Origin of the sequence: Tenacibaculum sp. SDUM215027 (genome assembly GCF_050566205.1) — a bacterium.
Classification (GTDB): domain Bacteria; phylum Bacteroidota; class Bacteroidia; order Flavobacteriales; family Flavobacteriaceae; genus Polaribacter.
In genome coordinates, this window is the sequence record NZ_JBNXUE010000003.1 from 333,934 (window position 1) to 359,973 (window position 26,040).

A 26,040-nucleotide genomic window follows, 5' to 3' on the forward strand; every position below is an offset into this window, starting at 1 on the left:
TTTCTTTTTTTTGATGGTAATTTTGTTCCTCCTCAAAACTTAATTATTACTCACACTCCTCGCTTTTTTTACCACCACTAAAAACTCAGTACCATGAAAAAACTTGTATTTGGTTTACTTTTTCTGGGTCTAACCAGCCTAGTACATTCTCAGAGCAACGAGATAGCAAAAAACATTATTTTAGAACCTGTAACCATTAAACCCTTAAACCTAAGCTATCTTAACGAGGTTCAACGTAAAGACACTCCTGAACTAGTCAAAAACTTAGAGAATGAAGCCGCTAGGTACGACATTACAGAGTCTCCTATTTTTGATAGAGAGTTTGAAGCTTACGAAGTCATTTTTAGAACAAAAAAAGAAGGAGGAACAACAGGATTAATCACAGCTACTTATGATTCTAATGGTAAAATTATGAGTTCTATTGAACGCTATAAAAACATACTACTTCCTAAAGCTGTTAGAACCGCTATTTTAAAAAAATATCCGGGGTGGACAATACATAAAGATGTATACCTTGTAACTTATAGAAGTGATAGCAAATCTAGAAAAGTGTTTAAGGTTCAAGTTAGAAAAGATGGAAAACGAAAAAATCTAAAACTAGATTATGACGGTAATATTCATTAAAAATAGATTTAAGTCATAATTAAATAAAAAAGTTTTTTACAACAAGTGTAAAAAACTTTTTTAGGGGTTTTATCCTATTTTTTAAACATTCCCTCTGCTTCTCTTCCTAAGTTAACAACTTATCTGCTTTCTATTTGCTAACTTTACATATGTCAGTTTATTTGATTCAACATATAACCAACAATAACACCGCTATTGATTTAGTAGTTACCTTTTACTCTAAACTTCAACAAATTCATCTTAAAAAATGTATTAACTACTGGATTGATCATAAAAAAAACAGCGTTTTTTATCTTATAAAAGCTCCAAACAAAAACTCTATAAGAAAACTGTACCATACATCTATTAATTTACATCCTTACAAAATTACATCAGTTAACAATCATTTAGTTTATGCTTTTTTGAAGAGCGAACAACAACTTAAAGCAATACAATCTAAATCATTCTACAAGCCGCAAAAGCATTCAGTTATTTTTTTGATCAAAACATTTAACAAGAAAATATTCTTACTTAATAAAACAAAAGCTTTAGAGTCTTTATCGTTAAAAAAAACTATCATTCAAAATTTAATAACCTCTTATAAGGGGTATCAAATTGAAACTAACGAAGACATTATAGCTTCATTTCACTCTATTAAAGAAGCTTTGAATTGCACCGCTTCTATACTAGACAAACTAAATAAAAGAGTTGACAACATCTCTACTAAAATTATCCTATATCCATTTTTAAGTAACAACAAAGAAAACACTTTTACTCAAGTAATTCCTAAGCTAACAAAACTGCTCTACCTTGTAAAAAAGAAAGAACAACTTATTGTTTCTTCAAGAATGATAAACATGTACCCTTCGCTTTCCAACTTAAAAAGCATTAACGCTACAAAAAAAATTTACTGGCTAAACCTTGAAAAGGAATCCTTCATACTATCTTTAATTGATATACTCTCAAAAAACTACCATAAACCCAAGTTTAAAATTTCTGACATTTGCGCTTTAATGATGATGTCCAAAACTAAACTATACAGGAATTGTAAAGACATTACAGGCAAATCTATTAATCAATTATTAAAAGAATTTAGACTCTTAAAATCCATCGACTCTATAACAATGAGTTCTTCTGCTATAAGTCAAATATCAACAGATGTAGGCTTTAATAGTAGCTCTTATTTTTCTAATTGTTTTAAGAAAAAATTTGGCATTTGCCCTAAAGAGTTATCTAAACAAAAAAATTCCTTAAATTTTCTATATAACATACAACTCACATAAGGTTTTCTTTAAATACACAACTATTTTAAAAATCAAAAAAGCATCCTGAAAACTCAGAATGCTCTTTTACTTACTTAGTTTTACTTTTTAATTTGGAGCTACGTAAAAAGGAGATAAATTTATCTTCGCATTTCTTCTAGCACCATAATAATTGGAGTAACTCTTATTTTTTTCAATTGTATAAAAAGAGTCTACATAATCATCATTATTAGTATACCAACTATCTGGCATCGCTTGAATTATCGCTCCTGCAACTTGCCCTAAAACGCTTACCCATGGTTGTGTAGAAACTGTTCCTATAATCTGAAAAACACCGTTTACAATGGCAGAAACTAAATCTTTATAATTAGTATTATCATCTTTTTCAAATAATTGAATATTTGCTGCTTGGTATTGATAATCATCCCAAAATAACAATATCTGGTTAGGATAATAATCAGTATCATCATGATCTAAATAATACATCGGTATCACTTTAATCTCAGGATTATTTTTATCGTCTTTAATACCTGATGTTATTGCGTACACCTCAGCTGCTCCACTTACCCAAGGTTCTTCATCATCATTTAATCTAATCTTATCTAATTTCGTAGTTTCTAAACCTGTATTTCTAGCAGATTTAGCACTTAAATCAAATGAAGAGTTTAAAAACCTATTATTTTGAACTCCTCCTTCTTGAAGATACTTATTCATATAAGCTACTTCTTTCTTCAAAGTTTCAAAACCGTCTGTTTCAATAATAATTACTGTTTGACTTGGCACAATCTTAGAGTCAAGATAAACAACTTCTTTATCTATTGTATAAGCCTCAATCCTATTCCACGTCTCCTCATCTCCTTCGGGTGCAAAAGAAAATAACACATTAGAAAAATCATCTATTCTTTTTCCATTGTGCATCCAAACTTCTAATATCTCTATTTTGTCTGGAGCTGCATCTTTAGAAGCTCTGCTTTCTAACATAGTTGTTTTAGAAGCTAATGATTTGTATGCTTCTTCACTACCTACAAATTCAGAAGTTTGTTCTAAAATTTTAGACATCGAAACACTAGGTTGTTGATTAATCAACAGCTCCACAGCTTTTTCTTTAAAACTTTGATTTTTCATTAAATCAATGAACTGAAAAACAGCTTCCTTCTTATTTACTAAATCAGAAGTTTGTTGTTCTACTAAATTGTCAGGACCAGTAACTAATTCTTCAGAGTTGTTACAACCTACAAACAACATCGAAGCTAATAAAGCTCCTAATAAAATTCGGGGGGTTTTCATTTTAAAAAAATTTAATTTATTAATACTAACTCCAATAATAACAAAAAACTCAATAAAAATCACAAAAAATGTTAAATATTTACCAAAAAATAACATTAAATACACTAAATAGTGTTTTATATACATTTTTTTAACACTTAAGTACTAGATATTTAAATTATTTATTTATTCAATAATTTTTAAGCCATATAAGCGATCTTAAAAAAAAGAAGATTTACAAGACCTACCCAAAAGTTGTAAAAATCAATTTATCACCATTTTTAGCCTTTTTAAGCGGTTTTTTATTTTCCAAGCAATTGTTGATAAAACGCCACAAAAACCGCTTAAAAACTTTAATTTAAGCTTTTAAATTTGTAAATTTGTAAGATAACTATAATCGCTTTCGAGCGATTTTTTTATGATAAAGACTTTAATTTAATCCTCTTTATAATGAGCGAAGAAAAAAAACATAATTATTCTGCCGATAGTATTCAGGCGTTAGAAGGAATGGAGCATGTACGTATGCGTCCTTCCATGTATATTGGTGATGTTGGAGTACGTGGTTTACACCATTTAGTATATGAGGTAGTAGACAACTCTATTGATGAAGCTTTAGCTGGTCATTGTGATACTATTGATGTTACTATAAATGAAGATAATTCAATTACAACAAGAGATAATGGTCGTGGTATTCCTGTAGGTATCCATAAAAAAGAAGGAGTTTCTGCTCTAGAAGTAGTAATGACTAAGATTGGTGCTGGTGGTAAGTTTGACAAAGATTCATATAAAGTTTCTGGTGGACTACATGGTGTTGGAGTTTCTTGTGTTAATGCACTTTCTGACCATTTAACAGCAACTGTACATAAAGAAGGTAAAATTTGGCAACAAGAATACGAAAGAGGTAAAACTTTGTATCCTGTAAAAACTATTGGAGAAACTGATTTTACTGGAACCATCGTTACCTTTTTACCAGATAAATCTATCTTTCAACAAACTACCGAATTCAATTACGACACCTTAGCTACTCGTATGCGTGAATTAGCATACCTTAATAAAGGGATTACTATCACGTTAACAGACAAACGTAATAAAGATGATGAAGGAAATGATTCTGTTGAAGTATTTCATTCTGAAGAAGGATTATCTGAATTTGTAAGATTTCTAGACGGAACAAGAACTCAGATCATCCAAGATGTAATTTCTATGGAAGGAGAGAAAAATGGAATCCCTGTAGAAGTTGCTATGGTGTATAATGATTCGTATGCAGAGAATTTGCACTCGTACGTAAACAACATTAACACACATGAAGGTGGTACTCACTTATCAGGTTTCCGTCGTGGATTAACCCATACATTAAAAAAGTATGCTGATGAATCAGGTTTACTGAAAAACGTAAAATTTGAAATTGCTGGTGATGACTTCCGTGAAGGATTAACCGCTATTGTATCTGTAAAAGTAGCAGAGCCTCAGTTTGAAGGTCAAACAAAGACAAAATTAGGAAACCGAGAGGTAAGTGCTGCTGTATCGCAAGCGGTATCGGAAATGTTAACGGATTATCTAGAAGAAAATCCGAATGACGCTAAGACTATTGTTCAAAAAGTAATTTTAGCTGCACAAGCCCGTCACGCTGCACGCAAGGCTCGTGAAATGGTACAACGTAAGACAGTAATGAGCATTGGTGGTTTACCTGGTAAATTATCAGACTGTTCTGAAACTGACCCAGCTGTTTGTGAAATTTTCTTAGTTGAGGGAGACTCGGCGGGTGGTACTGCAAAACAAGGTCGTGATCGTAACTTCCAAGCTATTCTTCCTTTAAGAGGTAAAATCTTAAACGTTGAAAAAGCAATGCAACATAAAGTTTTTGAGAACGAAGAAATCAAAAACATGTTTACCGCTTTAGGTGTTTCTATTGGTACTGAAGAAGACCCAAGAGAATTAAACTTATCAAAATTACGCTATCATAAAGTAGTTATTATGTGTGATGCCGATGTAGATGGTTCTCACATTGCTACCTTAATTTTAACCTTCTTCTTCCGCTATATGCGCGAAATGGTTGAACAAGGGTATATTTACATTGCTACTCCTCCTTTATATTTAGTTAAAAAAGGACAAAAACGTGAGTACGCATGGGATGATAACCAACGTGATTTAATAGCTCAAAAATTAGGAGGTTCTGTAACCATACAACGTTATAAGGGTCTTGGAGAGATGAACGCTGAACAATTATGGGACACTACCATGAATCCTGAGTTTAGAACATTACGACAAGTTACTATTGATAACTTAACCGAAGCTGATAGGATTTTCTCTATGTTAATGGGTGATGAAGTTCCGCCACGTAGAGATTTCATAGAAAAGAACGCAAAGTATGCTAATATTGATGCATAAATAATTTCTTAACCTTAAAAAAAGCTCAATAATATTATTGAGCTTTTTTTTATTTTATATTTTTACCGCTTAAAACAACACCCTCATAATTATGAAAAAAATTCTTTTACCACTTTTAACTTTAATGGTAAGCTTTAGTGTTAAAGCTCAGGAATTAGAAACTATTTTATTAGCTAAAGAAGATGCTAGTAAATTAACTAATGCTTATTTAGACCCTGCTATGAAAGGATTTATTTATAGTATGAACAATGGTTGGTACCACACCGCTAAAGTTCATAAAAAGTTTGGTTTTGATATTTCAATCGGAGCCAATGCTTCTTTTATTCCTTCTGAGGACGAAATGTTTAATCTAACGAAAATAGGGCTATCTAACAACACTACATATAACCAAAACACTACAGCTACAGTTGCTGGAAGTAACTCAATAACTCCTGCTGAATTAACATACACAACTACTATAGATGGACAGCAAGTTGAAGCCAACTTTAGTATGCCTGAAGGTATTAAAGAAGACTTACCAGCAAATGCTGTACCTGCACCATCTGTTCAGGTAGGACTAGGGCTTCCTTTTAAATTTGAAGCAATGCTTAGATATTCTCCTAAAGTAGGTTCAGACGATGTAAAAGGAGGATTATTTGGTATTGGTGTTAAAAAAGAAATCACAGATTGGTTCGGTCCAATGGACAAAACTCCTTTACATGTTTCTTTATTAGCTGCCTACACAAATATGAATGTAGATTATACTATTGGTGACGTAGATGGAGACATTGAAACCAGAAATGCTATTACAGAATTTAGATTAAACTCATATACCGTACAAGCTATAGCTTCTTTAAACTTTCCTATTATCAATATTTATGGAGGTTTTGGATATAACGGAGGTAACACAAGCTTAGACATGAGAGGAGATAGTTTTTACGCTAACTACTCTACACCTTTAGGTACTGAAAGAGAAAACCTAGGAACAAACCCATTATCACTAAGCTCTAGCTCTGGTAGTTTTAACACCACATTAGGTGCTCGTTTAAGTTTAGGTTTCTTTAAAATCTTCGGAAGTTATACCTTACAAGAGTATAACTCCGTTAATGCAGGTATTGCTTTTAGCTTTAGATAAAAGCTCATTTTACAAAATGTATTATATAAAATCCTATTAATTTCAATAGGATTTTTTTATTGGCTATATTCGCCACTAATTTTAATAAAATTTTAACTTTTAATTTTCAAACCCTATGAAAACAAAATTATTCTTATTATTTCTTTTAACCTCTATATTAGTTTCCGCACAAAAGGATCCTGATCACACACTTACACTTGACAGTAAAATCAGTGACGTTTACCTGCACAACCTAACAGGAATCCCTGTAACCACAACAGATGGTGGTGTATATGGTGTTAACGGTGAAACAGGTGAAAAAATATGGGAGTTCAAAGAAACTGGGTTTATTAAAAACCTTAATGCTCTTGGTCAAAATGGAGGATCTTCTTTTAGCGAAGTAGCATTATCTCCGTTTGGGAAATTTAACCAAACTATTTTCAATATCAAAACTGGTCATAAAATCTTAGACGAAAAGACTAATGGATATAAAGGAATTTTTGATGATAAATTTGTTTTTGGTAGTAATGCCATTTTGTTTTTCGCAAAAACTGATAAAACTGAAGCTAAATTATTTTTAACGAGTATTGAAAATGATAATATCATTTGGGAAAGTTCAATAAAAACCAATAAGAAGTTAGGAAGCTTATTATTAGGAGGTGCTGGTGCTTATAATTTTATCCAAAATGAAAACAAAGTTGCTTTTACAGCTGGTAAAACTGTTTTTTTAATCAATAAATCTGACGGAAAAGTTATATTATCAGAAAAATATGACGCTGGTAAATTATTTTTTACAGAAGATAACAAATCTTTAATTATTGTTGAAAACAAAAGTAGTTCTTTAGTTGGAGGTGCCATTAAAGCTGGATTTACCATGGGATTATCTTTAATAGGTAAGAAAGTAATTGGTAAAGAGCTAATTGCTTTTAATGTAAACTCTGGCAAAGAGGTTTGGAAAAAACCTATTAAACTAGATGAAGGTTTTGTAGACTATCAATTTGAAGATGGAAAACTATTCCTTATCCATGAAGACGGAGCTAAATTATTTGATTACCACACAGGTAAAGAAGCTTGGAAAAAAGAATTCAAAAGAAAGAAAGTTAAAGGTGTTGAAAAAACTGATGAAGGTTATATAGTTTACTATAAAAACAAAAAACATTTAGTAGACAATACAGGGAAAAAAGTTTGGAAAAAACCTCAAAAAGTTATTAAAAACGTAGATTTTGAAGTAGACGATGAAGAAGAGTTTACTACTTTCTCTTATGATAAAGGTACTATTTTCGTGACTCCATACAGAATAGAATATTTCCAAAACGGAGAAGAAAAAAGAGTATACAAGATTAAATTAGATGAAAAAAGCGATAAACTAACCTATCATAAGAAAAACAACTCTTTAATTTTATTAAGCGGTAAAAAACTATACATTTTAAACCCTGACAAAGGTCTTGGAAAAGACCAAGTAAAAAAGATTGATTTTAATGATGCAAGTAAAATAACCTCTGTTGAGATAAGAGACAATGGGTATTTCATCAACAGTAACTGGGAATATGTGATTACAGACTTCAAAGGTAATGTAATAAAGAATGAATACTTCAAACAACCTGGCGAAGGATTTAGACATTTAAAGAATTTTGGTTCTTATGCATTAGGTTTCACTGGTTTTGGAATGCAAGGGCTTGGATACGCTAATGCCACATATGGGTCAGCCCTAGTTGGATCTGGAGCTTTTGTAGGTAAACAAAATACAATAAACCGTGGTATAAAACATGCAAACAAAGGTATATCTCAATTTAACGAAGGAACAATGATTTCAGATGTAGGAGAATTATTATGGGACGGCGATCGCTACAATGCTTTTAAAGCTACTAAAAATAATGCTTTCTTCTACGCAAACAAAGGAGGAAAAAAAGTTTTAGTACAAGTTAACAAAGACTCTGGTGATACTGTTGAAACATATGAGTTTGGTGTAGATAAACCAAAATACAAAATTGACAAACCTGCTAAAAAGATTTATTTTTCTAAAGGAAAAGACTTAAAAATATTTAGCTACAACTAACAATATAAAACCCGTTGAAATATCAACGGGTTTTTCTTTTATATCCATAGCCAAATCGCTATTTTTGTGCATCTTGTGCGGATTGCGCACTTATAAACATAATTAATTACAAAAAAACATATATAAAATGAAAGTAACGGTTGTAGGAGCAGGTGCTGTAGGTGCAAGTTGTGCTGAGTACATTGCTATTAAAAATTTCGCTTCTGAAGTTGTATTAGTTGATATTAAAGAAGGTTTTGCTGAAGGTAAAGCAATGGATTTAATGCAAACTGCTTCTTTAAATGGTTTTGACACTAAAATTACAGGAACAACAGGAGATTATAGTAAAACTGCTGGATCAGACATTTGTGTAATTACTTCAGGAATCGCTCGTAAACCAGGAATGTCTCGTGACGAGTTATTAGGAATCAATGCTGGTATCGTAAAATCAGTAGCTGCTAGCTTAGTTGAGCAATCTCCAAACACAATTATCATTGTAGTGTCTAACCCAATGGATACGATGACATATTTAGTTCACAAAGCAACTGGATTACCTAAAAACAGAATTATCGGTATGGGTGGAGCATTAGATTCTGCTCGTTTCAAATATCGTTTAGCTGAAGCTTTAGAAGCTCCTATTTCTGATGTTGACGGAATGGTTATTGGTGGTCACTCTGATAAAGGAATGGTACCTTTAACTCGTTTAGCTACTCGTAATTCTGTTCCTGTATCTGAATTCTTATCAGAAGACAGATTAGAACAAGTAAAACAAGACACTAAAGTTGGTGGTGCTACCTTAACAGGTTTATTAGGTACTTCAGCTTGGTATGCTCCTGGTGCGGCTGTATCTGGATTAGTACAAGCAATTGCTTGTGACCAAAAGAAAATATTCCCTTGCTCTACTTTATTAGAAGGAGAGTATGGTTTATCTGACTTATGTATAGGAGTTCCTGTTGTATTAGGAAAAAACGGAATTGAAAAAATCGTTGAAATTAACTTAAGTGAAGAAGAAAAGGCTGCTTTAACTTCTTCAGCTGAAGCTGTTAAAAACAACAACACTGCATTAACTTTCTAAGAAGTTAACACTGTATAATATAAAAAATCCTGAGTAGCTTATTACTCAGGATTTTTTATAAATTTTTGTTAAAATTTCGACAACTATGTAAGATTCTGCTAATCTGAACGTCTTTATAGTAGAGAAGCATTAGTAGTGTTTCTTTTCATAGTTTTTCATAGCAATTTTCCCACTTCATTCTTGAGGTGGGTTTGTTTTTATATACTATACAGCTTGCTGCTGTACTACTTCAAATAGTTCTCCACCCTCACATTTAATCACTTTTTGTTTAAACTTTACTATTAATTGATAATCGTGAGTTGCCATAAGAATCGTTTTTCCACTTTGATGAATTTCATTCAACAACTCCATTACTTCTAGTGAAGTTTTCGGGTCTAAGTTACCCGTAGGCTCATCTGCTAAAATTAATTCAGGATCATTTAATAAAGCTCTTGCAATAGCCACACGTTGCTGTTCTCCTCCTGACAGTTCAAAGGTTTTTTTATAGTACTTCTCTTTCATCCCCACCTTATCTAAAACCTCATTAATTTTATCTTTCATTTCATCTTTGTCCTTCCAGCCTGTTGCTTTTAAAACAAACTCTAAGTTAGAGAAAACATTTCTATCATTTAATAATTTAAAATCCTGAAAAACAATCCCAATTTTTCTTCTTAAAAAAGGAATATCTTTCTCCTTCATTTTTTTCAAATCAAAATCAACTATACTTCCTAAACCACGTTGTAAACGTAAATCACCATACAAGGTTTTTAATAAGCTACTTTTTCCACTTCCTGTTTTTCCGATTAAATAATAAAAATCACCTTTATTTAAAGTAAAATTCACTTTTGATAGCACTAAATTGTCTTGTTGATAAATATCAGCATTCTCAAGGTGTAAAACAGGATTTTCCATGAAGTATAGTTTTTTTACAAATCTAAAATTTTATAACGTAATTCTGTAACATTTCTTACTTTTGATAAAAAGTCTCCCAACAAAAATAAAAAACTAACGTTATAGTTTCTAGATAACTAAAAAATATGAGGTTTAACTGTTTCAAAAAAAGCTGCTATTTATTTCTTTTTTTAACCATTACAACAACGGCAATAGCGCAACAATCGGCTATAAACACCGATGTAAATACCGATTTTCATAAAGCAATTCGTTTGTACAACAACAAAGCATACGCTGCTTCACAAGAACTTTTTCGTGAGGTTTCCATGAACTCAAAAAAACATCATAACTTAAAAGCTGATGCTGATTATTATGATGCTATGTGTGCAATAAAACTTCAACAAGATGATGCAGACTACAGAGTTAATCAATTTGTTGAAAATTACCCGTACAATAATAAAAAAGAGAAGGCTTTTTTAAATGTTGGTAATTATTATTTTGCTAACAGAAAAGCTGCTCATGCCTTGAAATGGTATCAAAAAGTAAATGAAAAACTATTGAGTCAAGAAGAAAAAAACGAACTCAATTATAAAATGGGATATGCACTTTTAGTTTCCAACTACTTAAAAGATGCTAAGTCTCGTTTTCAAACCTTGTTAGGAAATCCTATTTATGGTAACGATGCTCGTTATTACTTCGGATATATCGCCTATAAACAAGAAAATTTTGGTGAAGCAGAAGATAATTTAAGTCAGTTAGCTAATGACGCTACCTACCAAGCAAAAGCGAATTATTACATACTAGACATTAGTTTTAAAGCAGGTAGGTTTGATAAATCAATTCAAATTGGAGAACAATTATTAAAAACTACCAAAGACAAAAAAGAGATTTCTGAAATTTCTAAAATTGTTGGTGAAAGTTATTTCAATCTAAAAAAATATGAGAAAGCAATTCCGTTTTTAAAAGCCTATAAAGGAAAGAATGGTCGCTGGACAAATACCGATTACTATTATTTAGGTTACGCTTACTATCAACAAAAAGACTATGAAACTGCTATTGGTAACTTTAATAAAATTATAGGAGGAAATAACAAAGTAGCACAAAATGCCTACTATCATTTAGGTGAGTGTTATTTAGAGTTAGATAAAAAACCCGAAGCATTAAATGCTTTTAAGAATGCGAGCGAAATGGATTTTGACGCTCAAATTACACAAAGTTCTTCTTTAAATTATGCGAAATTAAGTTATGAAGAAGGAAATCCATATGAAAGTGTTCCTGATGTTTTAAAAGGCTTTTTAGCTAAATACCCTACATCTCCAAACGCTGCAGAAATTAGTAATTTACTAGTTACTTCATACTTGCATCAACGAGATTATCAAGGTGCTTTAGACTTTTTAAATACTTCGGAAACTCCAGAAAGTAAAAGTATTATTAATGAAGTTTCTTTATATAGAGGTATTCAGTTATACAATGAAAATAAAATAGCCAAGGCTAAACCTTATTTTGTGAGTGCTAAACAGTCGGAAAACGCAATTGTAAGTAACAAAGGTGCTTATTGGTTAGCCGAAACCGAATATTCTCTTGGAAACTATCAAAATGCTCTTGAAAATTTTTTATCGGTTACTGATAAAGAAATTAACGAAGCTAAAATGTTGAATTACCAAATTGGGTACACAAGCTTTAAACTAAAAAATTATCCAAATGCTGCAAAATATTTTCAGCAATTTTTAGAGCAAAACCTCGATAATAACGATTTAAATGATGATGCTTCAAATCGTTTAGGAGACTCTTTTTATGCCTCCAAAAGTTACACAAATGCCATCAAAGCATACAACAAAGTAATTCAAGAAGGTGGTGTAGGTTCAGATTACGCACAATATCAAACAGCTATGAGTAATGGTTTTCTAGGTAAAAATGATGTAAAAATCCAAAACCTTAAAACACTAATTAGTGACTACGATGGTTCTCAATTAAAAGACGATGCTTTATTCCAATTGGCAACTACTTATACAACTATGAACAATGCTTCAAAAGCACAAAAAGCTTATGAACGTTTACTAGCCAATCACCCAAAAAGCAATTATGTTCCAAATGTATTGTTACGCCAAGGATTATTATACTATAGTAATAACAACAATAGAAAAGCTATTGAAAAGTATAAAGATGTTGTTGCGAAATACCCAAATTCAAACGAAGCAAAACAAGCGGTTTCTAATGTTAAAAATGTATATATCGATATTGGTAAAGTTGATGAATATGCCGCTTGGGTAAAAAATGTGAGTTTTGCCAATGTTACGAATGCTGAACTAGACAATGCAACTTATCAATCAGCTGAAAACAAATTTTTAGAAAACAACAACTCTAAAGCTACTGAAGGCTTCAATAAATACTTACAGCAATTTCCTAACGGAATTAATGTATTAAAAGCTCATTTTTACTTAGCACAAGCATATAATAATTCAAAACTATTCGATAAAGCTATTCCTCATTACTCTTACGTTAACAAACAAACTAAAAGTGAATTCACGGAAGAGTCTTTAACCAAGTTAGCTAATATTTATTTACAAAAAGAAGATTGGAGTAACGGTATTTTAGTGCTTCAACAATTAGAAAAAGAAGCTAACTATCCACAAAACATCATTTTTTCACAAAGTAATTTGATGAAAGGATATTACAAGAAAGAGGATTATACCAACGCTATTGCCTATGCTGAAAAAGTGTTACTTAAAGGAAAAGTAGACACTAATATAGCCGAAGACGCAAAAATTATTTTAGCTCGTTCTTCATTTAAAAACAATGATTTTTTAACTGCAGAAGAATATTTTAACGAAGCAAGTAAAAAAGCTACTGGTGAGTTAAAAGCTGAGTGTTTATACTACAACGCTTTCTTTTTACATGAAAATAAAGAATACGAGGCATCTACCAAAGCTGTACAAGATTTAATTGCTAATTATTCTTCATACAAATATTGGGGAGTAAAAAGCTATATAATTATGGCAAAAAATTATTACGCTTTAAAAGATGCGTACCAAGCAACGTATATCTTAGATAATATCATCAAAAACTTTACACAGTATAAAGATGTAATTGAAGAAGCTAAAAATGAGCTTCGTACCATCAAAAATAAAGAAGCAAAAACAAACGAATCAGTAACTACCCAAAACTAAAATTTGTTAATAACAAACGAAAGTTAAATGACTAGATCGATGAAAAAGCACTTAAGTTTACTTGTTTTATTTGTAATAGCATACACAAATGCACAAGAGAAAAACGCAACTAATAAAGCTAAAGACACAATTATAAAAACCGAAGTTGTAAATGTTGTAACTTCATATGTTCCTAAAATTACTGATGCTTTTAAAATAAAACAAAAACCCGTAATTGAACACACAAAAGAAACTCAGAAAAAAGCTTTAGAATATCAAATATTTTCAGTTCCGGTTGCTTCTACTTTTATCCCTAAAAGTGGAACAATGAAAAAAGTAGATTTAGGAAAAAGGGAAAAGCTATACCCTAACTATGTATCAGTTGGTTTTGGAAACATACTTTCTCCTTTTTTAGAAGCATATGTAAGACGTAGTGAAAGTTACAATAGTGAGTTAGGAGCCCATTTAAAATTTTTATTATCATCTGACCCTGTAGCTAATACCGAGTTAAGCAGTACTTTTTATAATATTGACTTTAACTTAAACTATACTCAACAAGAACGCTATTTTCAATGGTCGGCAGGTATAGATGCAGAAAAAGACAAATACAATTGGTATGGTTTACCTACTAATATTATGTTTACTCAAGCTACCTTAAGCGCTATTGAAGAAGCTCAAAGTTATAATCATATAAAAATATTTGGACAAATAAAACCTGATGAATCTTATTTAGAAGAAGCTAATGGGGCAATCGCTTTTTTCTCTGACTCATTTGAAAGTGCTGAATTTTTAGTTGACGGTAATGCACAGTTTCGACTTCCTTTAGATAATTTTCATCGTCAATTAAACGACCTTTACATAAACACAACTCTTAACTACTTAGGAGGTTCTTATGCTTATGCATACGACGCTACCACACCTATTGACTATAATTTTATTACATTAGGAGTACACCCAACTTATAAATTCAATGTACAAGACTTAGCTATTCAATTAGGAGCAAAAAGCTACTTTTCAATGGATACAGAAAATAAAGAAAACAACTTTTTTATCTATCCTGATGTAGAGATTTCATATCCTATCGTTAAAGAACTAGCAAATGTATTTGTTGGAGCATCTGGTGATTTAACCACAAATATGTATCAATCTTTCACAGATGATAACCCATACTTATCTCCTACTCTTGACATGAGACAAACTAATAAAAAGTTTGATGCTTTTGGAGGAATTAGAGGTAAACTAAACCATCAATTTAGTTATAATGCAAAAGTAAGTTATGCTGATATTGAAAACAATCCATTTTTTGTACTCAATCAATCAAAATCTGATGGTGACAACATTGCGGGAACCAACGGATTTACTTTCTACGGATATGAGTATGGAAACTCTTTCAAAGTGATATATGACGACATTAAATTAATGACCTTTTTTGGTGAAGTTGCTTTTGACGGTATTAAAAACCTAACTATTGGAGCTAATACACAATTTAACAAGTTCACACTTACTAACGAATTGGAACCTTGGAACACACCTAAAATAAAAGGAGAAATTTTTGGAACTTATAAAACCGACAAATGGTACGCTGGGGCCAATTTATACTTCGTAGGAAATCGTAAAGGGAGAGTCTATGATACTTTACCAGCCGACACCTATACTTCAATAGACTTAGAAAGTTATTTTGATGTAAACTTTAATGGTGGTTATCACTTTGACGATTCTTTCTCTGTTTTCTTAAACTTAAATAATGTTATGAATAACAGCTATCAACGATTCAATAACTTCAATGTGCAAGGATTTCAAGCAATGGGAGGTTTAACATGGAAGTTTGATACACTTTTCTAAAAATTAAAATATAAAACTTACATTTAGGGTGTTAAAACTAATGCCCTAAATGAAAAAACTTACTTTTTTACTACTTACAAGCATTGCTTTTGTTACTTGTAAAACAGAACAAAAACAAACTACAACCGCTTCTAAAATTTATACTGAAGCAACTTACAAACGAGATTCTACACAAATAAAAAAACTATTCAGTACAGCACTTACCAAAGGTAAATCGTATGAATGGTTACGTGATTTAACCCAAAACATTGGAAGCCGCTTATCAGGATCAGAAGGAGCAACTAAGTCTGTTATTTGGGGAGAAAAGCTAATGAAAGAAGTTGGTTTGGACTCAGTTTGGCTACAACCTGTAATGGTACCACATTGGGTTCGTGGAGAAAAAGAAGAAGCTAATTACGAGTTAAACGGTGAAAAAATTAATGTTCCTATTTGTGCTTTAGGTGGTTCTATTGCTACACCAGTTGACGGAATTACCACTAAAGTAATTGAAGTTAAAAATATTGAAGAAGCTAAAAAGTTAGGAAATAAAGCCAACGGAAAAATTGTATTCTTCAACGGTGCTTTTGATAACACTTTAATCAATACATTTCGTGCCTATGGAGGTTGTGTAGCACAACGTTTTGCAGGAGCTTCAACTGTAGGTAAATTCGGAGCAAGAGGAGTTATTGTACGATCTATGACTAACGGAATCGATGATTATCCACACACAGGTTCTATGGGCTATGGAAATATTCCAAAAGAAGAATACATTCCTGCAGCTGCTATAAGTTCACGTGCTGCTGAAAACTTAAGTAAACATTTAAAAGAAAAACCAAACTTACAGTTTTACTTCAAACAAAGTTGTAAAAACTTACCTGACGCTCCTTCGTACAATGTCGTTGGTGAAATTAAAGGACGTGAATTTCCTGATAAAATTATGGTAATTGGTGGACATTTAGATTCTTGGGATTTAGGTGATGGTGCTCATGATGACGGAACAGGGATTGTACAATCTTTAGAAGTAGCATATCTATTAAAGAAGAACAATATTCAACCAAAAAATACAATCCGGATTGTATTTTTTATGAATGAAGAAAATGGTTTACGTGGTGCAACTGAATATGCTCGTTTAGCTAAGGAAAATAACGAATTTCATATTGGAGCTTTAGAATCTGATGCTGGCGGACATACTCCTAGAGGTTTTTCTATCGATGCCAATGAAAAAAACTTACAACTAGTACAAAGCTGGAAAAAACTGTTAGCTCCTTACGGATTACATGATATTACAGTTGGAGGTGGTGGTGCAGATATTGGCCCACTAAAAGACGACCATGTTACTTTGGTAGGTTACCGTCCAGACTCACAACGCTATTTTGACTATCACCATGCAGCTACTGATACATTTGATAAAGTAAATAAACGCGAATTAGAATTAGGTAGTGCATCTATGGCTAGTATTGTGTATTTAATGGATAAATACTTATACAACAAAGAAACATTAAAACCTTAATTCATGGGCATCCTAATAATTACATTAAGGATTATATTCGGAATATTTTTCGCCTTTGCAGGTATTATGCACTTTATAAAACCTAAAGTTTTCAATCGCTTTATTCCTAATTTTCTTCCAAAATTAACCGTAAATTATATAGCTGGTTTGTTTGAACTAGCCATTGGTATTGGATTATTAATTAATCAAACAACCAAACAAGCGGCTTTAGCTATGTTTGTGTTAATGTTGATTTTTTTACCTATTCACATTTGGGATGTTTTTAGAGAAAAACCTGCCATTGGTTCTAAAAAAATAGCCATTATTAGAGTTCCTCTTCAGTTTTTACTATTATACATAGCTTATTTAATTTACACACACTGATGAAAAAAACACTACTTCCTCTACTCGCTTTTAGTTTATTGTTTTCTTGCAAACCACAAGTAAAAGTTGATACAATTGTAATTAACGCAAAAGCTTATACTGTAAATTCTAATTTTGACACAACAGAAAGTTTTGCTATAAAAAATGGGAAATTCATAGCTGTAGGAAATAATAAAGAAATACAAGAAAAATACACAGCAACTAATCTTATCGATGCTAAAAACAAACCTGTCTACCCTGGATTTATCGATGCACACTGTCATTTTTACGGATTAGGATTACAACAACAAAAAGTAGACTTAGTTGGAGCTAAAAGTTACAGCGAAGTATTGCAACGCTTAATCGATTTTCAAAAAGAAAAGAACACTACTTATATTACAGGTCGCGGCTGGGATCAAAACGATTGGGAAGTAAAAGAATTTCCTACGAAAGAAAAGTTAGACAGTATTTTTCCAAATACACCTGTAGCTATTCGTAGAATTGACGGTCACGCGATGTTAGTAAATCAATCAGCTATTGACTTAGCAGGTATTTCATCTGATTCAAAAATTGATGGTGGTGAATTCATTAAAAAAGACGGAAAATTAACGGGGATACTTATTGACAATGCAATGAGCTTTATCAATATTCCAAAACCTTCAAAAAACGAACAGATTCAAGCGTTAAAAGATGCTGAAAAAATCTGTTTCGATTTAGGCTTAACTACGGTTGACGACGCTGGATTAGACAAACAAGTAATTGAGTTAATTGATAGTTTACATCAGTCAGGTGATTTAAAAATGCGTATTTATGCAATGATTTCTAACAATCAAGAAAACCTTGACTATTACCTCAACAAAGGAATTATTAAAACCGATAAATTGAATGTTCGCTCTGTAAAAGTATATGCTGATGGTGCTTTAGGCTCACGAGGAGCTGTCCTTAAAGATGAATACTCTGACAAAAAAGGACACTTTGGTGCTTTAGTAAATTCATACGATAATTTACAAAAGCTAGCTGACAGAATTGCTAAATCCAAATATCAAATGAACACACATGCTATTGGTGATTCCGCCAACTACGTAATGTTAAAAACCTACAATGAAGTATTAAATAACAAAAACGATAGACGTTGGCGTATTGAACATGCTCAAATTGTAGATGTAGAAAACTTTGACTTATTTAAGAATATACTTCCATCTATTCAACCAACGCATGCTACTTCAGATATGTATTGGGCAGAAGACCGTGTAGGCTCAGAAAGAATCAAAGGAGCTTACGCTTATAACGATTTACTAAAGGAATATGGAAAAGTAGCTTTAGGAACCGATTTCCCTATCGAGCATGTAAGTCCGTTATATACTTTTTATGCGGCTACTATCAGAAAAGATTTAAAAGGGTATCCTGAAAACGGTTTTCAAATGGAAAATGCACTATCTAGAGAAAATGCCTTAAAAGGGATGACAGTTTGGAATGCTTATGCAAATTTCGAAGAAAACGAAAAAGGAAGTATTGAAGTTGGTAAAGTAGCAGATTTTATTATTCTAGATAAGGATATTATGACCATAGACGGAAAAGAAATTCCAAACACAAAAGTGATAGCAACCTATGTAAATGGAGAAAAAGTAAATTAGAAATGCATCTTTTTCATTTCTCTGTAGTCTGATTTATAAAATCAATAAATCATGACCAAGCTACAACGAAAACAAGAATATTACAGACAATTAACTTTAGCTAAAAAGGCACTTAAAAGTAAACACTTTCAGGTGTCTTTTTATCATTTCGAAAATGCACATATTTTAGGTCAAAAACACATGTATCGTCATACCTTGTCGCATTACTACATGCTTGTATTCGGAATAAAAACAAAAAACAGTAAAGAAATATTAGGTCAAATCTCTAGAATTATTGCCTCAATATTTTTTACAAACATTTGGGTTCCTGTAGGAAACACAGGTGGCTCAAACATCTCTCCAATTAAACCTATTCCTGTTAGAAAAGAGCTTCAAAAATATTTTTTAAAATAAATGCATCTTTTTCAAGCTTTCTGAGTCTATTTTATGAACATAAAAAACAAACATCATGAACTATAAAAATGAATGCACTTGTACTTGCGAAGGGTGCAAAACAGGAAATTGCTCAAATTGCACATGTGAAAATTGTACATGTAATAATTGTAACTGTTAATTAAATCTTTTTTAAACTCTTGTCATTCTGAATACAATGAAAACATAACATTCATTTTATTCAGCGTGACATTTTTCGTAAATTTATACTATGACAACACAACAAGTTTGGAAAAAATATGCAGATGATGTAAAACACTTTATTTTAAGTAAAGTGAAAGACGCTACAGTAACTGATGACCTCTTACAAGAAACATTCATAAAAGTTCATACCAAGCTTCACACATTAAAAGATATTACCAAACTAAAGCCTTGGATTTTTACGATTGCTCGTAACACAATGATGGATTACTTCAAAAACACTAATCAAACGGTTGAATTAAAGAATTTTGAAGCTCAAACTGATGTAAAAGAACACGAACATACTGAAAAAGATTGCTTACGTGGAATCTTACAAAGCTTGCCAAAAAAATATAGAGATCCACTATTTTTATCAGATATTAAAGGGTTAAAACAGCAAGAAGTTGCTAATACCTTAAAACAAAACTTACCTACTACAAAATCTCAGATTCAACGCGCTCGTAAATTAATTGCGCAAGGTTTTATGGATTGCTGCGGTTTTTCACTTAATGAAGAAGGCAAGCTGGTAGGAGAAGTTCAAGATAAAGAAGATTGCAAGGTTTGTAAGTAAGTTTTATTATTCGAATTGTACAAGCTACATTACAAAAAGACAATTAAAAAGTACCTTGTTTAAAATAAGAATCCGTATTTTTTTAAAACTTTCGTAACTTTGTGTAAATTCAACACTAAATGAAGATATCACAAAATATAAAAGTTGCTGTAGATGCTGTTGTTTTTGGCTACCAACAAAAAGAACTTTCTATTTTATTAATAAAAAGAGGCATTGAACCTTTTAAAGGGAATTGGGCATTACCTGGTGGATTAGTTTTAGAAAACGAACCACTAGAACATGCAGTTGAAAGAGAACTATTAGAAGAAACTGGAGTAACTATTGATTATCTTGAACAGCTATATACTTTTGGAACTCCAAAAAGAGATCCTAGAAACAGAGTTATTTCTGTTACCTATTTTGGATTAGTGAGCCCCAATCATTTTAAAATTAGTGCTGATACTGACGCTGCGGAGGTTCAATGGTTCCCTATCCATGAATTACCACAATTAGCATTCGACCACAACCTTATTTTAACCACAGCTTTACAAAGACTTCAAAACAAAATAAACTACCAACCTATTGGTTTTGAACTACTAAAAAAAGAATTCCCTTTTTCTGATTTAGAAAACCTTTATCAAACTATTCTTGATCAGAAAATTGACCGACGTAATTTCAGAAAGAAAATTATGAGCTTCGGAATACTTACTGAAACAGACAAAATACACCAACCATCTAGTGGTAGACCTGCGAAACTTTTTAAGTTTAATGCTAAGAAATACAAAGAACTAGAAAAGAAAGGATTCCACTTCGAAATTAAGTTTGCGTAAAAAAAACACTAAAACATTTTTTATTTTAAAAAACTGAATTATATTTGTGTAAAAATTACGCAATATGATTTTAAACTTAGACAAAAACTTTACTCCTTACGGAACAGAAAACAATATAGACTATAATTTCTTTACTTTTTCAGGAGGGGAACCGCATATTAAAATCATTTCTAAACTTGAAAGTGTAACAGAAGTAACAATTACACATCGTATTCAGTCTTTTAATGATATAGGCACGCTTTTATTGGCTACTGATGCACTCAAAAATATGGGAATAAAAAAACTACATGTGGTACTTCCTTATTTTCCTGCTGCACGTCAAGATAGATTAATGGTATCGGGTGAACCTTTATCGGTAAAAGTATATGCAGATATTATAAATGCTCAAAACTTTGAGTCAGTAACTGTTTTCGATCCACATTCTGAGGTAACTCCTGCCCTATTGAATAACTGTAGAATTATAGATAATCACAAATTCATAGAGCGCATTACTCAACAATTATCAGACAACTTACTTCTAATTTCACCAGATGGAGGTGCTTTAAAAAAAATTTATAAAGTTGCTGCTTATCTTCAAAATTATGAAGTAGTAGAATGTTCTAAAAGCCGAAATGTAAAGACTGGTCAACTAACAGGTTTCAAAGTATATGCTGATGACCTACAAGGAAAAGATTGTTTAATTGTGGATGATATTTGCGATGGTGGCGGAACTTTTTTAGGATTAGCAAAAGAACTAAAAACTAAAAACGCAGGAAACTTATACTTAGCCATAAGTCACGGAATATTTAGTAAAGGTTTTGATGAGCTTCAAAAACACTTCACCAAAATTTTTACAACGGATAGTTTTAAAACTATTGAAAACGATAATTGTATACAGATTGAATTGGGAAAATTGCTATAAAAGCCAAAAAAATTGCTATGAAAATTAAAATTATAAAATCAACATTTATTGGATTGGCAGTAGCTGATGCCCTAGGGGTACCGGTAGAGTTTAAAAATAGACAGGAGTTAAAGCAAAACCCTGTAACAACTATGAGAGAGTTTGGAACACATCATCAACCAAAAGGAACTTGGTCAGATGACAGTTCTCTTACTTTTTGTTTAGCTGAGAGTTTATGTCAAGAATACGATTTAGTGGATATTTCATATAAATTTATCCAATGGATGAATGCTGAGATATGGACTCCACACGGTAATGTTTTTGATATTGGAATCCAAACAAGAAAAGCGATTGAACAACTTTCAAAAATCATAAATAAAGAAGACTATAAAGAACTAGAAATTTTAAAATATTCTGATAATGAATATACAAATGGTAATGGTTCATTAATGAGAATTATTCCTTTACTCTTTTACATAAAGGGTAAAAAAATAAATGACCAGTTTAATATTATTTGGCATGTATCATCACTAACACATCCCCACATAAGATCGGCTATTTCCTGTTTAATATATTTAAAATTAGCTGAATATATTTTAAATGGATTTTCAATTATAGATTCTTATAAAAAAATGCAAAATGAAATTACTCTATTTTTAACAGAAAGAAATATTTCTTCTTACGAACAAAATCATTTTTCAAGAATTTTAAAGCAAAATATATCAAATTTAAAAGAAAATGATATTAATTCTAGTGGTTACGTTATTCATACATTAGAAGCTTCGCTTTGGTCTTTACTCAACACTTCTAATTATAGCAAAGCAGTTTTAAAAGCTGTAAATTTAGGTGATGATACTGATACAACAGCTACTGTAGTTGGAGCTATTGCTGGTATGTACTATGGAATAGATAATATACCTCAAGAGTGGATAGATTCGTTGGTAAGAAAAGATGATATTATTATCTTAAGTCAACAATTCTCAAAAAAATATCGTTATGAGAATTAACCGATAAAACGTAACAAACATTGCTTACGTTTTTGAATAAAATTAAAAAAATGAATGAGAAAAACACAAAAAGAATAAGTAAGTTTTTAAGCCTAATATTAAGGCATCAGCCTGAAAAAATTGAACTAAAATTAGATATCAACGGATGGGCTTCAATAGAAGAACTTTTGAACAAATCAAGTAACAACGGAGTTACTTTTACAAAAGATGAATTGGAGTTTATCGTAAAAAACAACGACAAACAACGATTTTCATTTAATGAAAATCAAACAAAAATAAGAGCAAATAAAGGACACTCTTTAAAAAATGTAACAATAGTAACTGAAACAAAAACTCCCCCTCTATTTTTATATCACGGAACAGTAGCTAAATTTATTCCTTCAATAAAAGAAAACGGATTACAAAAAATGAGTAGACAACATGTTCATTTGAGTCCTGACTTAGAAACTGCTAAAAAAGTAGGTAGCAGAAGAGGTAAACCTATAATTTTGACAGTTCAGTCAGGTGCTATGTATAAAAAAGGTTATGAGTTCTTTCTATCTGAAAATGGAGTTTGGTTAACCAACCTTGTCCCATCTGAATTTATTGAATTTGAAGATTTATAATAGTATGAAAACATTTGTAATTGGTGATATTCATGGAGGCTTAAAAGCCATTCCGCAGGTTTTAAAAAAAGCCAAAGTTACCTTAGAAGATACCTTAATTTTTCTTGGTGATTATGTGGACGGTTGGAGTGAGTCTGCACAAGTCATTGATTATTTAATAAGGCTAAACAAAAAGTATAAATGTATTTTCATTAAAGGAAATCATGATTTGTGGTGTGAAGATTGGTTGAGAACTGGTGAAGGTGAAGCCATTTGGTTAGCACATGGTGGCGCAGAAACCAAAAAAAGCTACGAATCTTATTCAGAAGAACAGAAACATGAACATCTGGCATTTTTTCAAGAAATGAAACCTTACCATATCGATAGTAAAAATCGTTTGTTTATTCATGCTGGTTTTACCTCTATGCACGGAGTGGAAAAAGAAACATTCAAATTAAATTATCATTTTGATAGAACCTTATGGGAAACAGCGTTGGCTACTGATAAAAACTTATCTAAAAAATCTGAACTATACCCAGAGAGGTTTACACACTATTCAGAAATATACATTGGTCACACACCAACTATACGCTATAATTCATCAACCCCTATAAACGCTTTAAACTTATGGAACATTGATACTGGCGCTGCATTTACAGGATATTTAACAGTTATGGATATCGACAGTAAAGAATTTTGGCAAAGCGACCAAGTAAAAACTTTGTATTCAAATGAAAAAGGAAGGAATTAAAAGATATTTTAATTCATCTAAAAAGTAAAATTCAATAATTTTACGAAATATCCTTGGAAGTAAAATGCTAGAACAAGATCATTATCAAAAACTAAACTTAAAATATAATCCTTTTTCATTTCTAAATGACCAAGAATTACTGAGGGTTACAGAAGAGCGAATCAACCTTAAAGATTTGGCTTTAAAAATAATGTCAACTAGTTCATGTTTTATTGAATTTTATGGTAAAAAAGGAAGGGGAAAATCAACTCTTTTGCAATCATTAAACTCAAAACACTTAGCTAACTCAACTTTCTTCAAACTAAAGAAGAAAAAACATTCATATATAAATACAATCCCTGGCATTCTAATTATAGACTCCTTTCAACTCTTGTCAGTTAAAAACAAATTGGAGCTACTTACAAATCAAGACAAACTAATTGTAGGTACACACTACTCTTATAAAATTCCGTATTTCCCGAAAAGAAAATTATATAAAAAAATAAATTTTAGCAAACTAGAATTAGATATAAACCTTTTAAGAAAAATTGTACACAAAAGAATTGAACTCGCACGTTTAGATTCTCAGAAAGAATCTATAAAAATTAAAGATGCATCTCTTGAAAAATTATTGGAAGATTACGGTAATAATTTACGGGAAATTCAACTATCCTTGTATGATTCATTCTTAAATCCCAATAACGAACTATATGAGTTATCAACAATTTGTAGATATTAAGGTTACGCTTGACAAAAACGAATTTCAAGCAAATGAGACAATTTCTGGTGAAATTTTTGTTAAAAACCATAGCCCTATTCACTTAGACATTGAATACATTCAAATTAAATTATCTATAAAACACCAAGGCAAAGGAGAAACTGATGAAATTACTTTAGACTATTATTCAATAAACAATTATAAAAAAATTTCCAGAGGTCAAACTATATCTTCTACATTCACTTTTGAGCCTGTTTTTAACGTTTCTTTCATAGGGGAAAATATGACGCAAACGGTTTTACTAAGCACAAAAGTTGACATTAAAAAAGAAAGTGAAAAGCTATTAAGAAAAGAAAAATTATCTGATTTTAAAATAGGAGGTTATTTAAAAGGACTCATTAGTCCTGATTTTTATCATGAAACCCCAATCTTAATAATAAAAGGAAATTCCACTTATAAATTTGAAAAGACTTCTGGCAGTATTAAACCTGGTATTAAAAAAGCTCAAGCAATTTTATTTTTTGGTCTTATAGTAACAGGGATTACTAGCGCTATAATTTACTCACAACTAAGCAGACTGGAGGTGCTTTACATCTTTTTAAGTATATATGTCATGTTGTGTGGAATAGTTTACTTTTATAAAATTCAGCCTTCACTGGCTATTGGGACGATTAACTATAAACTAGAGTCATTAGATGAAAACTTCTACCAAACTAACTTAAGATTAAAAAAAAGAACTGACACAATACAACATATAAGCTGTCAATTAATAGGAAAAGAAAAGGTCACCTATGATAACGGTAGTAGTAGGTCAACAACTATTAACACTTTTTATAAAGGAAAAAAAACAAAAGTAACCCCTATAAATATTTCATCTTTTAAGTCTAAATTTCCAGACGAATCACTTCCTATCTCTATTAAAAATAACGATTTTGAAATTATGTGGTATCTTAAACTAGAGGTGCTTACGAGAAACAATAAACGTATAAAAGGAGAAGACTTAATTCTTATAGACTTCAAAAAATTAATATAATTATTTTATAAAAAAACAAGATTCTGTTGTGAAATAAATTTAATTTGCGTA

22 protein-coding genes are annotated in these 26,040 nt (G+C 31.2%); 20 read left to right on the forward strand and 2 right to left on the reverse strand.

Features of this window, described 5'->3' with window-relative positions:
- The first annotated feature begins 93 nt into the window (after positions 1 to 93).
- Together ACQYZ7_RS09780 and ACQYZ7_RS09785 are read left to right on the forward strand one after the other, a co-directional pair.
- A complete protein-coding gene (locus ACQYZ7_RS09780; RefSeq protein WP_430729561.1) occupies positions 94 to 624 on the forward strand; it encodes a hypothetical protein in 531 nt (176 codons plus the stop codon).
- Positions 625 to 773: 149 nt separating this feature from the next.
- Positions 774 to 1,886 carry a helix-turn-helix domain-containing protein gene (locus tag ACQYZ7_RS09785; RefSeq protein ID WP_430729562.1) on the forward strand — a complete coding sequence of 371 codons (1,113 nt, stop codon included), beginning with the start codon at positions 774 to 776 and terminating at the stop codon, positions 1,884 to 1,886.
- Positions 1,887 to 1,973: 87 nt separating this feature from the next.
- Here the strand turns inward: ACQYZ7_RS09785 and ACQYZ7_RS09790 are convergent, their stop codons facing one another.
- A complete protein-coding gene (locus tag ACQYZ7_RS09790) occupies positions 1,974 to 3,152 on the reverse strand; it encodes a DUF3103 family protein (protein WP_430729563.1) in 1,179 nt (392 codons plus the stop codon).
- A gap of 429 nt (positions 3,153 to 3,581) precedes the next feature.
- Here ACQYZ7_RS09790 and gyrB point away from each other — a divergent pair, with 429 nt between their 5' ends.
- The 4 genes from gyrB (at position 3,582) to mdh (ending at position 9,722) form a co-directional block, all read left to right on the forward strand.
- Positions 3,582 to 5,519: a DNA topoisomerase (ATP-hydrolyzing) subunit B gene (gene gyrB, locus ACQYZ7_RS09795; protein ID WP_430729564.1), complete on the forward strand. Its 1,938-nt coding sequence runs from the start codon at positions 3,582 to 3,584 to the stop codon at positions 5,517 to 5,519.
- Between the two features lie 91 nt (positions 5,520 to 5,610).
- Positions 5,611 to 6,633: a DUF6588 family protein gene (locus ACQYZ7_RS09800; protein ID WP_430729565.1), complete on the forward strand. Its 1,023-nt coding sequence runs from the start codon at positions 5,611 to 5,613 to the stop codon at positions 6,631 to 6,633.
- 115 nt (positions 6,634 to 6,748) lie between these two features.
- Positions 6,749 to 8,668 carry a PQQ-binding-like beta-propeller repeat protein gene (locus tag ACQYZ7_RS09805; protein ID WP_430729566.1) on the forward strand — a complete coding sequence of 640 codons (1,920 nt, stop codon included), beginning with the start codon at positions 6,749 to 6,751 and terminating at the stop codon, positions 8,666 to 8,668.
- 127 nt (positions 8,669 to 8,795) lie between these two features.
- Positions 8,796 to 9,722 (forward strand): malate dehydrogenase, encoded by a 927-nt coding sequence (gene mdh / locus ACQYZ7_RS09810; RefSeq protein WP_430729567.1) that lies wholly within the window; start codon positions 8,796 to 8,798, stop codon positions 9,720 to 9,722.
- A gap of 204 nt (positions 9,723 to 9,926) precedes the next feature.
- Here the strand turns inward: mdh and ACQYZ7_RS09815 are convergent, their stop codons facing one another.
- The gene (locus tag ACQYZ7_RS09815) at positions 9,927 to 10,613 is read right to left on the reverse strand and encodes a cell division ATP-binding protein FtsE (protein WP_430729568.1); all 687 of its coding nucleotides are present in this window, start codon (positions 10,611 to 10,613) and stop codon (positions 9,927 to 9,929) included.
- A gap of 125 nt (positions 10,614 to 10,738) precedes the next feature.
- Between ACQYZ7_RS09815 and ACQYZ7_RS09820 the strand changes: the two genes are divergently transcribed.
- From ACQYZ7_RS09820 to ACQYZ7_RS09885, 14 genes are all read left to right on the forward strand, one after another.
- The gene (locus ACQYZ7_RS09820; protein WP_430729569.1) at positions 10,739 to 13,759 is read left to right on the forward strand and encodes a tetratricopeptide repeat protein; all 3,021 of its coding nucleotides are present in this window, start codon (positions 10,739 to 10,741) and stop codon (positions 13,757 to 13,759) included.
- A gap of 39 nt (positions 13,760 to 13,798) precedes the next feature.
- Positions 13,799 to 15,580 carry a hypothetical protein gene (locus ACQYZ7_RS09825; protein ID WP_430729570.1) on the forward strand — a complete coding sequence of 594 codons (1,782 nt, stop codon included), beginning with the start codon at positions 13,799 to 13,801 and terminating at the stop codon, positions 15,578 to 15,580.
- 49 nt (positions 15,581 to 15,629) lie between these two features.
- Positions 15,630 to 17,069: a M20/M25/M40 family metallo-hydrolase gene (locus ACQYZ7_RS09830; RefSeq protein WP_430729571.1), complete on the forward strand. Its 1,440-nt coding sequence runs from the start codon at positions 15,630 to 15,632 to the stop codon at positions 17,067 to 17,069.
- Between the two features lie 3 nt (positions 17,070 to 17,072).
- Complete coding sequence (locus tag ACQYZ7_RS09835) at positions 17,073 to 17,432, forward strand: DoxX family protein (RefSeq protein WP_430729572.1); 360 nt, start codon at positions 17,073 to 17,075, stop codon at positions 17,430 to 17,432.
- A complete protein-coding gene (locus ACQYZ7_RS09840) occupies positions 17,432 to 19,045 on the forward strand; it encodes an amidohydrolase (protein WP_430729573.1) in 1,614 nt (537 codons plus the stop codon). The genes ACQYZ7_RS09835 and ACQYZ7_RS09840 overlap by 1 nt, the downstream gene beginning before the upstream one ends.
- Before the next feature lie 51 nt (positions 19,046 to 19,096).
- Positions 19,097 to 19,438 (forward strand): DUF3703 domain-containing protein, encoded by a 342-nt coding sequence (locus ACQYZ7_RS09845; RefSeq protein WP_430729574.1) that lies wholly within the window; start codon positions 19,097 to 19,099, stop codon positions 19,436 to 19,438.
- A gap of 250 nt (positions 19,439 to 19,688) precedes the next feature.
- Positions 19,689 to 20,228, forward strand: a complete 540-nt coding sequence (locus tag ACQYZ7_RS09850) for a sigma-70 family RNA polymerase sigma factor (protein ID WP_430729575.1) — start codon at positions 19,689 to 19,691, stop codon at positions 20,226 to 20,228.
- 119 nt (positions 20,229 to 20,347) lie between these two features.
- Positions 20,348 to 21,037, forward strand: coding sequence for an NrtR DNA-binding winged helix domain-containing protein (locus tag ACQYZ7_RS09855; protein WP_430729576.1), 690 nt, complete (start codon positions 20,348 to 20,350; stop codon positions 21,035 to 21,037).
- 64 nt (positions 21,038 to 21,101) lie between these two features.
- Positions 21,102 to 21,938 carry a ribose-phosphate diphosphokinase gene (prs, locus tag ACQYZ7_RS09860; RefSeq protein ID WP_430729577.1) on the forward strand — a complete coding sequence of 279 codons (837 nt, stop codon included), beginning with the start codon at positions 21,102 to 21,104 and terminating at the stop codon, positions 21,936 to 21,938.
- 17 nt (positions 21,939 to 21,955) lie between these two features.
- Positions 21,956 to 22,924 carry an ADP-ribosylglycohydrolase family protein gene (locus tag ACQYZ7_RS09865; protein WP_430729578.1) on the forward strand — a complete coding sequence of 323 codons (969 nt, stop codon included), beginning with the start codon at positions 21,956 to 21,958 and terminating at the stop codon, positions 22,922 to 22,924.
- 50 nt (positions 22,925 to 22,974) lie between these two features.
- Positions 22,975 to 23,529 carry an RNA 2'-phosphotransferase gene (locus tag ACQYZ7_RS09870; protein WP_430729579.1) on the forward strand — a complete coding sequence of 185 codons (555 nt, stop codon included), beginning with the start codon at positions 22,975 to 22,977 and terminating at the stop codon, positions 23,527 to 23,529.
- A 4-nt stretch (positions 23,530 to 23,533) separates the two neighbouring features.
- On the forward strand, positions 23,534 to 24,259 hold the full coding sequence (locus ACQYZ7_RS09875; RefSeq protein WP_430729580.1) for a metallophosphoesterase: 726 nt from the start codon (positions 23,534 to 23,536) through the stop codon (positions 24,257 to 24,259).
- 64 nt (positions 24,260 to 24,323) lie between these two features.
- The gene (locus tag ACQYZ7_RS09880; protein WP_430729581.1) at positions 24,324 to 24,977 is read left to right on the forward strand and encodes a hypothetical protein; all 654 of its coding nucleotides are present in this window, start codon (positions 24,324 to 24,326) and stop codon (positions 24,975 to 24,977) included.
- A complete protein-coding gene (locus ACQYZ7_RS09885) occupies positions 24,949 to 25,989 on the forward strand; it encodes a hypothetical protein (RefSeq protein ID WP_430729582.1) in 1,041 nt (346 codons plus the stop codon). The genes ACQYZ7_RS09880 and ACQYZ7_RS09885 overlap by 29 nt, the downstream gene beginning before the upstream one ends.
- Positions 25,990 to 26,040 lie beyond the last annotated feature (51 nt).

Coding starts and splice junctions, on each gene's coding strand:
- ACQYZ7_RS09780 (WP_430729561.1), top strand. CDS start 94: ATGAAAAAACTTGTATTTGGTTTACTTTTTCTGGGTCTAACCAGCCTA.
- ACQYZ7_RS09785 (WP_430729562.1), top strand. CDS start 774: ATGTCAGTTTATTTGATTCAACATATAACCAACAATAACACCGCTATT.
- ACQYZ7_RS09790 (WP_430729563.1), bottom strand. CDS start 3,152: ATGAAAACCCCCCGAATTTTATTAGGAGCTTTATTAGCTTCGATGTTG.
- gyrB (WP_430729564.1), top strand. CDS start 3,582: ATGAGCGAAGAAAAAAAACATAATTATTCTGCCGATAGTATTCAGGCG.
- ACQYZ7_RS09800 (WP_430729565.1), top strand. CDS start 5,611: ATGAAAAAAATTCTTTTACCACTTTTAACTTTAATGGTAAGCTTTAGT.
- ACQYZ7_RS09805 (WP_430729566.1), top strand. CDS start 6,749: ATGAAAACAAAATTATTCTTATTATTTCTTTTAACCTCTATATTAGTT.
- mdh (WP_430729567.1), top strand. CDS start 8,796: ATGAAAGTAACGGTTGTAGGAGCAGGTGCTGTAGGTGCAAGTTGTGCT.
- ACQYZ7_RS09815 (WP_430729568.1), bottom strand. CDS start 10,613: ATGGAAAATCCTGTTTTACACCTTGAGAATGCTGATATTTATCAACAA.
- ACQYZ7_RS09820 (WP_430729569.1), top strand. CDS start 10,739: ATGAGGTTTAACTGTTTCAAAAAAAGCTGCTATTTATTTCTTTTTTTA.
- ACQYZ7_RS09825 (WP_430729570.1), top strand. CDS start 13,799: ATGAAAAAGCACTTAAGTTTACTTGTTTTATTTGTAATAGCATACACA.
- ACQYZ7_RS09830 (WP_430729571.1), top strand. CDS start 15,630: ATGAAAAAACTTACTTTTTTACTACTTACAAGCATTGCTTTTGTTACT.
- ACQYZ7_RS09835 (WP_430729572.1), top strand. CDS start 17,073: ATGGGCATCCTAATAATTACATTAAGGATTATATTCGGAATATTTTTC.
- ACQYZ7_RS09840 (WP_430729573.1), top strand. CDS start 17,432: ATGAAAAAAACACTACTTCCTCTACTCGCTTTTAGTTTATTGTTTTCT.
- ACQYZ7_RS09845 (WP_430729574.1), top strand. CDS start 19,097: ATGACCAAGCTACAACGAAAACAAGAATATTACAGACAATTAACTTTA.
- ACQYZ7_RS09850 (WP_430729575.1), top strand. CDS start 19,689: ATGACAACACAACAAGTTTGGAAAAAATATGCAGATGATGTAAAACAC.
- ACQYZ7_RS09855 (WP_430729576.1), top strand. CDS start 20,348: ATGAAGATATCACAAAATATAAAAGTTGCTGTAGATGCTGTTGTTTTT.
- prs (WP_430729577.1), top strand. CDS start 21,102: ATGATTTTAAACTTAGACAAAAACTTTACTCCTTACGGAACAGAAAAC.
- ACQYZ7_RS09865 (WP_430729578.1), top strand. CDS start 21,956: ATGAAAATTAAAATTATAAAATCAACATTTATTGGATTGGCAGTAGCT.
- ACQYZ7_RS09870 (WP_430729579.1), top strand. CDS start 22,975: ATGAATGAGAAAAACACAAAAAGAATAAGTAAGTTTTTAAGCCTAATA.
- ACQYZ7_RS09875 (WP_430729580.1), top strand. CDS start 23,534: ATGAAAACATTTGTAATTGGTGATATTCATGGAGGCTTAAAAGCCATT.
- ACQYZ7_RS09880 (WP_430729581.1), top strand. CDS start 24,324: ATGCTAGAACAAGATCATTATCAAAAACTAAACTTAAAATATAATCCT.
- ACQYZ7_RS09885 (WP_430729582.1), top strand. CDS start 24,949: ATGAGTTATCAACAATTTGTAGATATTAAGGTTACGCTTGACAAAAAC.